Origin of the sequence: Methylobacterium nigriterrae (assembly GCF_037106235.1) — a bacterium.
Classification (GTDB): Bacteria; Pseudomonadota; Alphaproteobacteria; order Rhizobiales; family Beijerinckiaceae; genus Methylobacterium; species Methylobacterium nigriterrae.
In genome coordinates, this window is the sequence record NZ_JBAWTG010000019.1 from 1 (window position 1) to 12,917 (window position 12,917).

At 69.8% G+C, this 12,917-nt stretch carries 14 protein-coding genes; 11 read left to right on the forward strand and 3 right to left on the reverse strand.

Going from position 1 to position 12,917, the window contains the following annotated elements; all coding sequences use genetic code 11:
* Both WDW90_RS12470 and WDW90_RS12480 read left to right on the forward strand, forming a co-directional pair.
* Positions 1 to 902: tetratricopeptide repeat protein (locus WDW90_RS12470; protein ID WP_336487707.1), on the forward strand; the 902-nt coding region annotated here is incomplete at its 5' end.
* 1,556 nt (positions 903 to 2,458) lie between these two features.
* Positions 2,459 to 2,782 (forward strand): ArsR/SmtB family transcription factor, encoded by a 324-nt coding sequence (locus tag WDW90_RS12480; protein WP_336487709.1) that lies wholly within the window; start codon positions 2,459 to 2,461, stop codon positions 2,780 to 2,782.
* A 388-nt stretch (positions 2,783 to 3,170) separates the two neighbouring features.
* Here the strand turns inward: WDW90_RS12480 and WDW90_RS12485 are convergent, their stop codons facing one another.
* Together WDW90_RS12485 and WDW90_RS12490 are read right to left on the reverse strand one after the other, a co-directional pair.
* Positions 3,171 to 4,487 carry an ATP-binding protein gene (locus WDW90_RS12485; protein WP_336487710.1) on the reverse strand — a complete coding sequence of 439 codons (1,317 nt, stop codon included), beginning with the start codon at positions 4,485 to 4,487 and terminating at the stop codon, positions 3,171 to 3,173.
* Entirely contained in the window at positions 4,484 to 5,146 is a 663-nt protein-coding gene (locus WDW90_RS12490) for a response regulator (protein ID WP_336487711.1), read from the reverse strand. Before WDW90_RS12490 ends, WDW90_RS12485 begins: the two co-directional genes overlap by 4 nt.
* Positions 5,147 to 5,253: 107 nt before the next feature.
* Here WDW90_RS12490 and dsbD point away from each other — a divergent pair, with 107 nt between their 5' ends.
* The 4 genes from dsbD to WDW90_RS12510 are packed head-to-tail and all read left to right on the forward strand — an operon-like array spanning position 5,254 to position 8,991.
* Positions 5,254 to 7,026 carry a protein-disulfide reductase DsbD gene (gene dsbD, locus WDW90_RS12495; protein WP_336487712.1) on the forward strand — a complete coding sequence of 591 codons (1,773 nt, stop codon included), beginning with the start codon at positions 5,254 to 5,256 and terminating at the stop codon, positions 7,024 to 7,026.
* A gap of 33 nt (positions 7,027 to 7,059) precedes the next feature.
* Positions 7,060 to 7,695: a DsbA family protein gene (locus WDW90_RS12500; protein WP_336487713.1), complete on the forward strand. Its 636-nt coding sequence runs from the start codon at positions 7,060 to 7,062 to the stop codon at positions 7,693 to 7,695.
* Positions 7,695 to 8,543: a L,D-transpeptidase gene (locus WDW90_RS12505; protein WP_336487714.1), complete on the forward strand. Its 849-nt coding sequence runs from the start codon at positions 7,695 to 7,697 to the stop codon at positions 8,541 to 8,543. Before WDW90_RS12500 ends, WDW90_RS12505 begins: the two co-directional genes overlap by 1 nt.
* Positions 8,527 to 8,991, forward strand: coding sequence for a DsrE family protein (locus tag WDW90_RS12510; RefSeq protein ID WP_336487715.1), 465 nt, complete (start codon positions 8,527 to 8,529; stop codon positions 8,989 to 8,991). Before WDW90_RS12505 ends, WDW90_RS12510 begins: the two co-directional genes overlap by 17 nt.
* A gap of 34 nt (positions 8,992 to 9,025) precedes the next feature.
* Here the strand turns inward: WDW90_RS12510 and WDW90_RS12515 are convergent, their stop codons facing one another.
* Positions 9,026 to 9,484: a hypothetical protein gene (locus WDW90_RS12515; protein ID WP_336487716.1), complete on the reverse strand. Its 459-nt coding sequence runs from the start codon at positions 9,482 to 9,484 to the stop codon at positions 9,026 to 9,028.
* Between the two features lie 162 nt (positions 9,485 to 9,646).
* Between WDW90_RS12515 and WDW90_RS12520 the strand changes: the two genes are divergently transcribed.
* Genes WDW90_RS12520 through WDW90_RS12540 form a run of 5 tightly spaced genes read left to right on the forward strand, consistent with a single transcriptional unit; the run spans position 9,647 to position 12,660 of the window.
* Positions 9,647 to 10,072 (forward strand): YeeE/YedE family protein, encoded by a 426-nt coding sequence (locus WDW90_RS12520; RefSeq protein WP_336487717.1) that lies wholly within the window; start codon positions 9,647 to 9,649, stop codon positions 10,070 to 10,072.
* Positions 10,073 to 10,075: 3 nt separating this feature from the next.
* A complete protein-coding gene (locus tag WDW90_RS12525) occupies positions 10,076 to 10,525 on the forward strand; it encodes a DUF6691 family protein (protein WP_336487718.1) in 450 nt (149 codons plus the stop codon).
* Positions 10,525 to 11,331 carry a sulfite exporter TauE/SafE family protein gene (locus tag WDW90_RS12530; RefSeq protein ID WP_336487719.1) on the forward strand — a complete coding sequence of 269 codons (807 nt, stop codon included), beginning with the start codon at positions 10,525 to 10,527 and terminating at the stop codon, positions 11,329 to 11,331. The genes WDW90_RS12525 and WDW90_RS12530 overlap by 1 nt, the downstream gene beginning before the upstream one ends.
* Before the next feature lie 19 nt (positions 11,332 to 11,350).
* On the forward strand, positions 11,351 to 12,262 hold the full coding sequence (locus WDW90_RS12535; RefSeq protein WP_336487720.1) for an MBL fold metallo-hydrolase: 912 nt from the start codon (positions 11,351 to 11,353) through the stop codon (positions 12,260 to 12,262).
* Between the two features lie 11 nt (positions 12,263 to 12,273).
* Complete coding sequence (locus tag WDW90_RS12540; protein WP_336487721.1) at positions 12,274 to 12,660, forward strand: rhodanese-like domain-containing protein; 387 nt, start codon at positions 12,274 to 12,276, stop codon at positions 12,658 to 12,660.
* Positions 12,661 to 12,917 lie beyond the last annotated feature (257 nt).

Sequence of the window (12,917 nt, forward strand, 5' to 3'; positions counted from 1 at the left end):
CGCTCACGCCCGCCTTCGCACGCGGCAGCGCGCTGAGCGAGCTCGCCTCGCGTCTCTCGGCGGCGAACCTCGATCTCGCCCGCAAGGGCCTCGCCGATCCCGATCCGATGATGCGGATCGGTGCCCTCGACATGCTCGAAGGCGCGCCGGCGGCGCGAATCTGGCAGCGGGTGTCGCCGCTTCTGTCCGACGAGAACCGGGGTGTCCGCCTGAGGGCCGTCGCGCTGCTGGCCGCGGTGCCGAGCACGAGCCAACCTCCGGCCGAGCGTGAACGGTTCGATCGTGCCGAGGCCGAGTTCATCGCCGCCCAGACGCTCAATGCCGATCGTCCCGAGGCGCTCTCCGGGCTCGGCACCTTCCAGGCCCGACGGGGACGCACCGCCGAGGCCGAGGCCGCGTACAGGGCGGCGCTCCGGCTGAGCCCGCAACACGCGCCGGCGGCGATCAACCTCGCGGATCTCTACCGGAGCCTGGGCCGGGACGAGGAGGGGGAGGGCGTGCTGCGCCGGGCGCTCGCCGTGTCGTCGCGCGAGGCGGGGCTGCACCATGCGCTCGGCCTGACGCTGATCCGCCGGGCGCGGCGGGACGAGGCCCTGGGAGAATTGCGGGTTGCGGCCGAACTCTCGCCCGACCAGGCCCGCTACGCCTATGTCTATGCCGTCGGGCTGCATTCCTCCGGGCAGGCCGGCGAGGCGCTGGCGGTCCTGAAGGACAGCCTGACCCGGCATCCGGCCGATGGCGCCACCCTGTCGGCGCTGATCGGCTTCAGCCGCGATGCCGGGGATCTTGCGGGCGCCCTCGCATATGCCGAGCGGCTGGCCGAGCTCGCGCCGGGCGATCCCAGGCCGAGCCTCCTCGTCGAGAGCCTGCGGCGCCAGATCAACGGATCGGATGTACGGTAAAATGCCAGGATCCGGGATCTCGGCGGGCGGTAGTGATGTGTGCCCCTACTATTCTTCGCTGTTACGATGACGCCTCGTGCCGTTCGACTTGGGGACCCCCGATGGATTGAAAAGTCCCTAGCATCGACAAACGAGGCTCGAGGAGACTACACTTAGACGTGCTGGTCCAGAGGCGGACCGCCCGCTGATGATCATGCGCATCCAACAACCGCTTGCCGAGCGGAGGGCCCGATGCATACGCGCCTTGCCCCCATCCTCCTCGTCGCAATCATAGCTTCGGTCGGCACTGCCGGACCGGCTACGGCCCAGAGCCCCGCCCAATCCTTCGAGTACCGGCAGCCCCTGTTCAAGAACGCGTGTCGTCCGCCCCTCAAATTCGCGGCCGGCGCCTGCGTGCGCCGTTGTCCGGCCGGCTACCGGAACAACGGCGGCTACTGCCGTCTGCAAGGCGGCGGATGGTAGCGGCTGCTTGGAGACCAGCGCGACCTTCGTCTGCGGTCGGCCCCTTGCTGACCGAGGAGCAGCGTTGGGCCCTCGTCGAGTACCTGAAATCCATTCCCGAGGTGCCCGCGCGGGTCACGCCGTTCGGGCGTCCGCCGGAGAAACGCGCCGCCCAGGATTAGCCGAAACCGCCTTCCAGGCGTGACCCGCTCGACGGTTCACGCTCCCACCGAGCCGACCAGCGACGGAGCCTAGAGACGTCCGACCATATCGACGGGCCGAGGCAGAGCAGATCGGCGATCCCTCTGCCGACCTGACCGACCTGTTCGCCTTCACGAGCCCCGAGAACCCGGCGCGGATGGTGCTGGCCGCGAACGACTTTCCCACGTGCCGTGTCGACGCGATCTTCTCGAACGCAATCAACCACGCGACTCGTCGTTCGCCGCGTAGGCGGTCGGCGTCGGCGAGGCCACCAAGTTCGAGACGACCGACCTGGAGATCCGCTTCAACTGTCGGGTCGACGCCTGGAGCGTGGCGCGGCGGATGGTCAGCCAATCCAGTGCGGGACGTGGACCCTGCCTAACGGGACTTGTGCGCGGTCGCGGTCCTAGAGCCGCTTCCATCAGGACCTGCAACGCCCCGGCATCGCCGAGAGCGTCCTGGGAAGGGGTCACTTTGAGGTATTCACCTGAGCCGCGCAGAACTTCCGCTTACCCGCCGCTCAAGCCCCGAAGCGGACAGGCCGTTATCGGCCAGCTTACGTCACGACGGATCGCAATCGCGCGCAGGACCGGACGTTCGGCTTTGCGCCCATCTTGGCCACTCAGCCGATCCTCGCATTTTCTCCGAAGCGGACGCTTAAGCAGCTCAGCTTGTGGGTCTCAGTTGCGCCACTTGCAGACCTTCATGGTCGTGCGGCGGCAGGCCCGCTGTCGATGCTTGAGGGGACCCGCATCTGGAAGCGTGGCTCGGAAGCGCCTGGGCCGGCGGAGGATGCCGAGCTGGTTCGCCCAAACCAAATTTCACATCGAGACCGGGGCCCAGCAGGACGGCTCGCTGAAAATACATTAGAAGCACCTAAATAAGCTACTCCTAACGTTCCGGGATGTGGACCCATGGATGCCGTAACGCCAACCGACCTGCTGCGCCTCCAGGACAAGGCGGCTGACGCCGCGCGCCTGTTGAGGCTCCTCGCCAACGAGAAGCGCCTGCTCATTCTGTGCCTGCTGGTCGCCCGCGGAGAGATGGACGTGACGAGCCTCGCCGAGGCGGTCGAGCTCAGCCAGTCGGCCCTGTCGCAGCACCTCGCCAAGCTCCGTGAGGATGGGCTCGTCGCGTTCCGACGCGAGAGCCAGACCCTGTATTACCGGCTGGAGGACCCCAGGGCCGCACGGCTGCTGGCGACCTTGAAGGACATTTTCTGCCCGGACATGGGCTGAGCGCACGGAGCCCTTGCGCCCACAGTTCTTAGCTCCCTTGGGTGTATGAATGGGCCGGTCGCTGCCCCGGGGGTTGAGTGCTACCCACCTCGGCTTTTAATTATTCCAAACCTAATATGGATTCCGGCTCCTCGGCCGGCCTCCCATCATCCGTCGTGACGATGTCCGGCAAGAAGTCCTCACCGATCCGCCACCTGAAGCGCTATGCCGGCTGCCGGCTATTCGACCCGAGAGCCGGGTCTACCTGTCCGCGGACGACCTGGAGCGCCTCATTCGGCAGGGCATACGGGTCAGCATCCGTGAGGTGGAAACGGGGCAGGACGTGACCGACGCGGTGGTCCGCCCGAACCTGCAATAGCCTTGTGTCGGCCGGATACCTGGGTGAGCGTCAGCCTCGCAGGATCTCCGCCTCCAGCCCCCGCCGGTCCGACCGATTGCGGAGGCGCAGGCTCAACCCGCTCCGACGGGACGCCATCTCCGCGATGGCCAGACCGAGCCCGCTTCCCGTCGCGCTCTTGTGGCGTCCCCGGAAGAGGCGCTTCGTGACGTGCGGCAACTCCTCCTCGGGGATGCCGGGCCCCTCGTCGCGCACAACGATGCCCCTACCGCTCGGCCGCGCGGCCCATTCCACGAGCCCAGCCTGCATGTGCTGCACGGCGTTCTCGTGCAGGTTTCGAACGGCGAGACGCAGGCTCTCGGGGTCGGCCCACATCGTGTAGCCATGCAGCTCGGGATCGACGACGGTCCGGATTTCCGCTGGCACCCGCATGCCCTCCACGGTCTCGGCCACCAGCGCGCCCACGTCGACTTCCGTCAGAGACCGGGTCTCCTCGGCGGCGTCGAGCCGGGCAGCGTCGAGGAGCTGGCGGACGAGGCGCGTCGTACGATCCACCGCCGCGAGAATCTGGCGAAGTGCGGCTTTCGTGATGTCAGGGTCGGTCGCGGCCATGGCGACCTGGGCCTGCGTCTTCAGGCCGGCGAGCGGGGTGCGCAGCTCGTGCGCGGCGAACGCCGTCACCTCCCGTTCGTGCCGCCGCGCCGCCTCGACCTTGAGGAACAGCCCGTTGAGGGCATCCGCCAAGGGGCGGACCTCCGTCGGCGCCTGGCCGGCGTCGATGGCGCCCATGTCGTCGGCGTCGCGTGCCGCGAGGTTCCGGGCCATCAGCCGTAAGGGTCGCAGGCCGCGCCCGAGGCTCACCCAGATCAGCATCCCGAGTAGCGGCACGACGAGGAGAGCGGGGGTGAGCAGGCCCATGATGAGGTCGGTGACGAGGCGCTCGCGCAGGCTGAGGCGGTCGCCGACCAGGACACGCACCCCCTTCTCGGCATCCTCCACTGTGAAAACCCGCCAGGTCTCGCCGTCGACCTCGCGCTCGGAGAAGCCCGCCGGCGCGTCGGTCAGGCGCCGCTCCGGGGCTCCGCTCGACCGCGCGACCATGCGCCCGTCGAGCGACCAGATCTGGCAGGAGAGCTGCCGCTCGTAGGCCGTCGGCGCCGGAAACGTGCGCGGCGTCCCGTCCGGGGCCGCGCCGCCGACCGCGCCCACCAGGGAGCTGACCATGCGCGCGGCTTCCTGGAGGCGATTGTCGAGGACCTGCTCCACCTCGCGCTTCGACCCCAGGTAGATCCAGGCGACCGCGCTGAGCCAGATCAGGCCGGTCGCGAGGAGCAGGATGGCGAAGAGCCTGACGCGTAGAGACCTCATGCGGCTGCCCTCATGCGGTAGCCGAGGCCGCGCACCGTCTCGATGGCGTGCCGGCCGATCTTGGCGCGCAGGTTGTGCACGTGCACCTCGACCGCGTTGCTCTCGACTTCCTCCTGCCAGCCGTAGAGGCGCTCCTCCAGCTCCGCCTTCGAGCGCAGCACGTTCGGGCGTTCCATCAGCGCCGCCAGCACCATGAACTCGCGCCGCGACACCGGGACCGGTTGTCCGTGGAGCGTGACGGCGAGCTCGGCCGGGTCGAGGCGGATGCCGGCATGTTCCAGGCAGGCCGCGGCCCGCCCCGACGCCCGCCGAACGACGGCGCGGATGCGGGCCGAGAGCTCGTCGAGGTCGAACGGTTTGCCGAGGTAGTCGTCGGCCCCGCCGTCGAGGCCTGCGATCCGGTCTGCCACCGCATCCCGCGCCGTGAGGAGGACCACCGGCGTGCGGTCGCCCCGTTCGCGTAGCCCACGCAGCACGTCGAGCCCGGAGCCGTCGGGCAGCATCAGGTCGAGCACCACGGCGCCGAAGCCGTTCGCGGCGAGGGCGGCATCGGCGTCCGCGCAGGTCGCGACGCACTCGACGGTCGCGCCGGACAGCCCGAGCCCGGCCCTGAGGCCGTCCGAGAGGATGGGGTCGTCCTCGACGACGAGGATGCGCATGCGTGTCTCCCTTGGCTGCCTGGCATCCTCTGGGCCTGGCTTAAGGCTGGCTTAAGCTACGTTTCCGACCGGCGGCGGACCGATCCGAGCCCGGACCCCGCCCGCTCATGCCGAACGTTCTCGCCAACGTCATCCTCGCCGTCCTGGTCTGGGCGGGCTCATCGCTGTGGTCGCCGGGTCATTGCGGCGAGCCCGTCGCACGGCAGGCGCCGTTCACTCTTGACGTGACCCGCGACGAAGACCTCTCGCTTCGGCTGAGATGGACCATCGACCCCGGCAGCTACCTCTACCGAGACAAGATCGGCACGTCCGACAGTAGCGGTCGGGAGCTCCCCGTGACGACCGCTGCGGGCGAAACCAAGGACGACCCGAATTTCGGGCCGACCGAGGTCTACCACGGCGCGGCCGAGGCCGTCGTGCCGGGCGCGGCGCTCGCGGGGGTGCGCGACGTGCGCGTCACCTACCAGGGCTGTGCCGAGAAGGGCATCTGCTACCCACTGGTCACCCGGGTCGTCGAGGTGCCTGCGCCCGGTCCGCAAGCGGCGACCATGCCGGCGAACCCAGCGGTGTCCGCGAGTGCGCCCCCCGTCGACGCGACGCCCGAGACTGGGGGCGGTCTGCTCTCCGGCCATCTCGCGGGCGTCCTGGCGACCTTCCTCGGGCTCGGCCTGCTCTTGGCCTTCACCCCGTGCGTGCTCCCGATGGTCCCGGTGCTAGGCGGCATGCTGACCCGCTCCGGAGAGCGGCTCTCGGCCGGACGCGGTTTCGTCCTGTCCGGCACCTACGCGCTCGCGATGGCGCTGGCCTACGGCACGCTCGGGGTGGCGGCGGCCTGGTCCGGACGCAACCTCCAGGTCGCGCTCCAGACTCCCGTCGCGCTGGGACTGCTCGCCGCGACCTTCGCCGCCCTGGCGCTGTCGATGTTGGGTGCCTTCGACCTCGCGCTGCCGGCCGGTGCCGCCGCCCGCCTGTCCCGCCTGAGCGGGCGCAGGCTCGGTGCCCTCGGCGGGGCCGCCGTCATGGGCTTCACCTCCGCCTTGATCGTCGGCCCTTGCGTGACGCCGCCGCTCGCCGCGGCCCTGCTCTACGTCGCCCAGACCGGGGACGTGGCGCGCGGCGCCTCCGCCCTGTTCGCGCTCGGACTCGGCATGGGCCTGCCGCTGGTCGCGTTCGGGACGTTCGGGGCCGGGATCCTGCCGAAGTCCGGCCCTTGGCTCGTCTCCGCCAAGCAGGCCTTCGGCGTCGTCTTTCTCGGGTTGGCCATCGTGATGGTGTCCCGCCTCGTGCCACCCGAGGTCACCGTTGCGCTCTGGGGCCTGTTGGCGATCGGCGTCGGCGTGTTCGTCGGCGCCTTCGACGCCCTCGCGGCCGGCGCCGGTGCCGTGGGCCGGCTGGGCAAGAGCGCCGGCATCGTCGCGGTGACCTATGGCTGCGCCCTCGTCGTCGGCGCCTCGGCGGGCGGGACCGACCCGCTCCGGCCGCTCGCCGGCTTCGATCAGGCCCAAGCCGTGCACGCCGCTGACACTCGCGTCGTGGCCTCCCTGCCTGCTTTCGAGATCGCCCTTCAGGCCGCCCGCGCCGCGGGCAAGCCGGTGCTCGTCGAGTTCGCCGCCGACTGGTGCACCGTCTGCAAGACGAACGAGCGGACGATCCTGGCGGACGCCGGCATCCGCGAGCGGCTGAAGGCTGTCTCGGTCATCCGGGCCGACGTCACCCACGATGACGCCGACACGCGCGCCCTGATGCGACGGTTCGCGGTCGTCGGCCCGCCGACCCTCATCCTGATGCGCCCCGACGGCGACGAGGTCCGGGAGGCCCGCACCGAGGGAGAACTCACGGTCGAGGGCCTAACGCGCCGCCTCGCTCTGGTCGGCGCCTGAGCCACCCCCTTCGATAACCCCACGGAGACCGTCATGGACCGCAGGACCCTGCTCGCCCTTCTGCCCGCTGCCGCGCTCGCGCCCGCCCTGCTCTCGCTGGCGCCGCATACGGAGGAGGCCTTCGCTCAAGGCATCGATGCGAACGCTATCCTCAACGACCCGGAAGCGCCGGTCTCCGGTAACCCGAAGGGCGACCTGACCATCGTCGCCTTCCTCGATTACAACTGCCCCTTCTGCAAGAAGGCCGAGCCCGACCTCACCCGCCTGGTGAAGACGGACGGGCGCATCCGCCTCGTCCACAAAGACTGGCCGATCCTCGGCGACGCTTCCGTCTACGGCGCCCAGCTTGCCCTCGCGGCGAAATACCAAGGCCGCTACGACGAGGCGAACCGGGTGCTCATGGGCATTCCCGGCCGCAAGATCCCGAAGGAACGGATGCTTGCAGCCGTATCCGCCTCGGGCGTCGACATGGCCCGCTTGGAGGAGGACCGGAAGGCGCGCCAGGGCGAGATCGCGGCGCTGCTCCAGCGCAACCTCGACCAAGCCGACGCTCTCGGCCTTCAGGGCACCCCGGTCTTCCTGATCGGCCCGCTGAAGGTCGCCGTGGCCCTCGACTACGACGGCTTCAAGCAGGCGGTGGCCCAGGCGCGCGCCAAGGGTCGCTCGTGATGCGGCGGGCCTCACGCCTATCGGCGCTGATGGCGCTCGCCTCGGCGCTTGGCGCCTGCACGGCCTCGGTGGGGGCGCCGGCCCCGGTTGCGGAGGCCCGACCGCAGATCGCGCCGGATGCCCTGCGCCGATACGCGGCCATCACGGACGAGCCCTTCCCCGTCGAGGCGGTCGATCCGCGTGAGCTCAAGGCCCGCAATGTCCGCCAGGTCGTCGATTACCCCACGAAGGAGCCACCCGGCACCCTCGTCGTCGACCCCTACAGGCGCTTCCTCTACCTCGTCATGGAGGGCAGCAAGGCGATGCGCTACGGGGTCGGGGTCGGCAAGGCAGGCTTCGAGTTCACCGGTGAGGCGACGGTCGCCCGCAAGGCGTCCTGGCCGAGCTGGACGCCGACGCCCGACATGATCCGGCGTGACCCGGCCCGCAACGGGCGCTGGGCCGGCGGCATGCCGGGCGGCGACAGGAACCCGCTCGGGGCGCGTGCGCTCTACCTGTTCAAGGACGGCAAGGACACGCTTTACCGGATCCACGGTACCACGGAGCCCTGGAGCATCGGCGAGGCGGTCTCCTCGGGGTGCATCCGCATGCTGAACCAGGACGTGATCGACCTGCACCGGCGCGTGCCCACCGGCACCAAGGTCGTGGTGCTCGGGTCACGGGGCACCAGCCACGCCGCGCGGCAAGGCGCGCCGGAGACGACCGGCAGCCTCGGGAGCGGCGCGTCGGCCGGACCGGAGCCGGACGACGGCCTGGACCATGCGCGGCTCGATAGCCTGTCCGCCCGCGCCTCGGAGGCGCCGGAGCCTTTCACCGACCACGGAGAGCCGGATGACGACGGTCTTTAGGAGCCTGGCGCTCGCGGTCCTTCTCGCAACCCTCGGCATGGGGGCCGCCCACGCCGGCTCGGAAGCCCCGGCCGGGTACTACGCCAACCAGAAGGTGGTCTATCATAACGGCGGCGGCCCCGATGGAGCCGCCTACTTCAAGCGCCTGCTCGGCAACCTGCGGAACCACGTCGACGCCGTGGGCAAGGATCAAGTCGAGATCCGCGTGGTGAGCCTCGGCGACGGGTTGGCTCTGTTCCAGGCCGCCGCGGAGGACAAGGAACTCGCCGGACGCATCGACGCCCTCAAGGCTGCAGGCGTCAGGTTCCTGGTCTGCGCCAATACCCTGAGGGAGCGGAAAATCGACCGCGGTGCTCTCTACGCGGTGGACGAGGACGACGTCGTGCCGAGCGGCGTCGCCGAGTTGGCGCGCCTGCAAAGTATGGGGTTCGCCTACATCCACCCGTAGCGCGGGGAACGGGAATCGTTCCGGCGCCCTCTCGTCAGAGCCTAGCCGCCATGAGGGCGTGGCTCGCCCGGGTGTCGTGGTCGCCCGGACCCGGTCCGATCGGGCCGAAATCACCTCTGAGCGCCTTCAGGGCGTTGCGCTCGACCTCGATTTCGCGGGCCGTACGGAAGCCGAGGCGCCGAAGGACCGGCAAGGGTGGGCACCAGCCCTGCACGGCGTGCTGGAGAAGGAACGCGGTCACCACCAGCGGCAGGGCGAGCCACCGTCGGTCTGCGGTCAGGCCCAACACCGTTCCGGTGAGCGCCAGCGTCGCGGCGTTGGCCTCCAGCGTCCGCTCGATGTCCCATTCCGCATCGAGCTCGTGCAGCCGGTGATCGATGTCTTGCGGGTGCTCGGCATGCCAGCGGACGCTCGCATTGAGGTCTGCAGTGATGCGCCGGTTGTCGCGCGCGCCTGTGTGAAGCGAAACCCGCTCCGCCGTTCCAGGGATCATCGACCGCCTCCCTCTTGACCTTACATTAGATTTCACTAATTAAGCATCATCTAAATTTAGTGCTCTTCGGGGTGGGACCCCGTGCATGACAACCCCGGAGGCGGCGTGAGGATCATGCAGCGCCCACGGATGTGCCCCTGCCGCGGGTCCGGAGTGATGACCATGGATAGCTTCACGCCATTGAGCGCCATCCTCGGCGGCGGCCTGATCGGCGCTTCCGCGGCCCTGCTCCTGCTCCTCAACGGACGCATCGCCGGCATCAGCGGCATCCTCGGCGGCCTGCTCGCCTTGCCTTCGCGCGAGACCGGGTGGCGAGCCGCCTTCCTGGCCGGCCTGGTTCTGGCACCCCTGGTCTACGCCGGCTTGGGAGGGAGCCTGTCGGCGGTAGAGGTCGACGCCTCGTTCCCGCTCCTCGTAGTCGCGGGTCTGCTCGTCGGGTTCGGTGCACGCCTCGGGGCTGGCTGTGCCAGCGGTCACAGCGTCTGTGGCATCGGTCGCGGCTCGCCCCGCTCGCTAATCGCGACCGGCACCTTCATGGCCGTCGCCATCCTGACCGTCCTGGTCACCCGTCACCTGCTCGGAGCCTGAGCCATGGCCAAGACCGTCTCCGCATTCGCCGTTGGCCTGCTGTTCGGGATCGGGCTGCTCGTTTCCGGCATGGCCAACCCGGCGAAAGTCCTCGCCTTCCTTGACGTGACCGGACGCTGGGATCCGAGCCTTGCCTTTGTCATGGCGGGCGCCGTTGCGGTCTCGGCCACCGGCTACCTCGTGGCGCGACGGCGCGGCCGGCCGGTGCTCGCGCCCCGGTTGGAGATCCCGACCCGGCGCGACCTCGACCCGCGCCTGCTGGTCGGCGCCGCGCTCTTCGGCGTCGGCTGGGGTCTGGTCGGCCTGTGCCCCGGACCCACCTTGACCATCCTCACGGTGGTGCCTGCCCCCGCCGCGACCTTCGTGGCCGCCATGGTCGTCGGCATGCTGATGTTCCGCCTCGTGCCCTCGGCGACCCCGAACCCGAAGGCAGTCCAGGGAGCCGACGCGTGATGCCCGGCTTGCTTACATCCGGTCTCGCGACCGGCTCGGGCGGGGTCGTCGGAGTGATCCTTGGCCTCGTCGGCGGGGGCGGCTCGATCCTGGCGGTCCCGCTGCTGACCTACGTGGTCGGGGTGAGCTCTCCCCATGTGGCGATCGGCACCAGTGCCCTGGCGGTCTCGGTCAGCGCGGCCGGCAATCTCGTCCCGCAATGGCGGGCCGGGAACGTGAAGTGGCGGTGTGCGGTGGCGTTCTCGCTCGCAGGCATCCTCGGCGCGCTCGCCGGCTCGGCGGCGGCCAAGGCGGTCGATGGGCAGAGCCTGCTGGCGCTGTTCGGGGTTGTCATGCTCGTGGTCGGCGGGCTGATGCTGCGCAAGCGGCGCGGCGAGGGCGACCCGGAGGTGCGCCTAACCCGGGACAGCGCCCCGGTGCTCCTGCCCTGGCTGCTCGGCATCGGCTTCGCGGTGGGTCTGTTCTCCGGCTTCTTCGGCATCGGCGGGGGATTCCTGATCGTGCCGGGCCTGATGCTGGCGACCTCGATGCCGCTGCCGATGGCCATCGGCACCTCGCTGATCGCGGTCAGCGCCTTCGGGGCCGCCACCGCGGCAAGCTACGCCGTCTCGGGCCTGATCGACTGGCCTGTGGCTGGCCTGTTCATCCTGGGCGGCGTGCTCGGCGGCCTCGTCGGTGCAGGCCTCGGCCGACGGCTCAGCCAGTACAAGCGCGCCCTGACCCTCACCTTCGCCGGCCTCGTCATCCTGGTCGGCCTCTACGTCGTCGTCCGCGGAGCCCTGCCGCTCCTCGGCGCCACAACCTGAACTCGGAAGGAGGAAATCCATGTCCGACCAGACCATCCGGTCGTTCCGCGGGCGGCCCATCGTGACCGGCTTCCACGACGAGCCGACCGGCAGCATCCAGTACGTCGTCGCTGATCCCGAGACGAAGCGCTGCGCCATCATCGACCCGGTGCTCGACTTCGACCCGAAGTCCGGGGCGACCGCCACCCGCTCCGCCGACGCCCTGCTCGCCCATATCGAGCGCGAGGGCTACGAGTTGGAGTGGATCCTCGACACCCACCCGCACGCCGACCACTTCTCGGCGGCCGGCTACCTGCACGACAAGACCGGCGTCCCGACCGCTATCGGCGAGAAGGTCGTCGAGGTGCAGCGGCTCTGGAAGGGGCTCTATAACCTGCCCGACACGTTCCAGACGGACGGCTCGCAGTGGGGCCGGCTCTTCGCCGACGGCGAGCGTTTCCGGATCGGCAATCTCGACGTCGAGGTGATGTTCACGCCGGGCCACACCCTGGCCTCCATCGCCTACCGGGCCGGCGACGCCGCCTTCATCCACGACACCCTGTTCATGCCCGACAGCGGGTCGGCGCGGGCCGACTTCCCGGGCGGCGACGCGCACGCGCTCTGGCGCAGCATCCAGCGCATCATGGCGCTGCCGGACGGGACGCGGCTGTTCACCGGGCACGATTACCGCCCGGATGGGCGCGAGGCGGCCTGGGAGAGCACGGTCGCCCGGCAGCGGGCCGAGAACCCGCACCTTGTCGAGACCGCGAGCGAGGAGGCGTTCGTCCGCATGCGCGAGGCCCGCGACCGCGAGCTGCCAATGCCCAAGCTCATCCTGCATTCCCTGCAGGTGAACGTCCGTGGCGGCCGCCTGCCCGAGCCCGACGCGAACGGCAGGCGTTACCTGAAGATCCCGCTGGACGCCCTCGACGGCGCGGCCTGGGGCGCGTGACGGAGATGACCATGACCACGAGGAGTGCGAAGGACTTGGTGGCGGAAGCCAACCGCGAGGTGGAAACCCTATCGGCCGAGGAGGCGCTCGCACGCCTCGGCCAGCCCGACACGATGCTCGTCGACGTTCGGGAAGGCGAGGAATTGGCCAAGATCGGCATGATCGCCGGCGCGGTCCATGTGCCGCGCGGCTTGCTAGAGTTTCAGGCCGATCCGGGGAGCCCGAACGACAAGGCCGAACTCGGGGATGGCAGGAGGCTGGTTCTCTACTGCGGCTCTGGCAACCGCTCGGCCTTGGCCGCCAAGACGCTCAAGGACATGGGGCTCAGGTCCGTCGCCCATGTCGCCGGTGGCTTCTCCGCGTTGGAGAAGGCGGGCGCGCCAGTCGATCGGGGGTAAAAAAGGCCGTCACGGCCGGCGCCTGATCGTCCGGCGCCGTGGTGATACTACGGGACATGTCTGCGCCTACTTCGAACCACGAAGCAGACCTCAGACGTACTGCTACTCAGGGTCCGCTGCGAGTCCCTCCGAGACCAGCGCCTGAGCCCCTTGGTGCGTCCGCTTGTGCGCTACCCAACCCGCGAAGCGGACGGACCGCTGACGGCCAGCTTACGTCACGCCGGATCGCCATCTCGTGCAGGACCGGATGTTCGGCT

What these genes read in the sequence shown, in the direction of transcription:
- WDW90_RS12510 (WP_336487715.1), top strand. Translation starts at nt 8,527, where the DNA reads ATGACGACGGTCTTTAGGAGCCTGGCGCTCGCGGTCCTTCTCGCAACC.
- WDW90_RS12535 (WP_336487720.1), top strand. Translation starts at nt 11,351, where the DNA reads ATGTCCGACCAGACCATCCGGTCGTTCCGCGGGCGGCCCATCGTGACC.
- WDW90_RS12480 (WP_336487709.1), top strand. Translation starts at nt 2,459, where the DNA reads ATGGATGCCGTAACGCCAACCGACCTGCTGCGCCTCCAGGACAAGGCG.
- WDW90_RS12500 (WP_336487713.1), top strand. Translation starts at nt 7,060, where the DNA reads ATGGACCGCAGGACCCTGCTCGCCCTTCTGCCCGCTGCCGCGCTCGCG.
- WDW90_RS12540 (WP_336487721.1), top strand. Translation starts at nt 12,274, where the DNA reads ATGACCACGAGGAGTGCGAAGGACTTGGTGGCGGAAGCCAACCGCGAG.
- WDW90_RS12485 (WP_336487710.1), bottom strand. Translation starts at nt 4,487, where the DNA reads ATGAGGTCTCTACGCGTCAGGCTCTTCGCCATCCTGCTCCTCGCGACC.
- WDW90_RS12490 (WP_336487711.1), bottom strand. Translation starts at nt 5,146, where the DNA reads ATGCGCATCCTCGTCGTCGAGGACGACCCCATCCTCTCGGACGGCCTC.
- WDW90_RS12520 (WP_336487717.1), top strand. Translation starts at nt 9,647, where the DNA reads ATGGATAGCTTCACGCCATTGAGCGCCATCCTCGGCGGCGGCCTGATC.
- WDW90_RS12525 (WP_336487718.1), top strand. Translation starts at nt 10,076, where the DNA reads ATGGCCAAGACCGTCTCCGCATTCGCCGTTGGCCTGCTGTTCGGGATC.
- WDW90_RS12505 (WP_336487714.1), top strand. Translation starts at nt 7,695, where the DNA reads ATGCGGCGGGCCTCACGCCTATCGGCGCTGATGGCGCTCGCCTCGGCG.
- WDW90_RS12515 (WP_336487716.1), bottom strand. Translation starts at nt 9,484, where the DNA reads ATGATCCCTGGAACGGCGGAGCGGGTTTCGCTTCACACAGGCGCGCGC.
- WDW90_RS12530 (WP_336487719.1), top strand. Translation starts at nt 10,525, where the DNA reads ATGCCCGGCTTGCTTACATCCGGTCTCGCGACCGGCTCGGGCGGGGTC.
- dsbD (WP_336487712.1), top strand. Translation starts at nt 5,254, where the DNA reads ATGCCGAACGTTCTCGCCAACGTCATCCTCGCCGTCCTGGTCTGGGCG.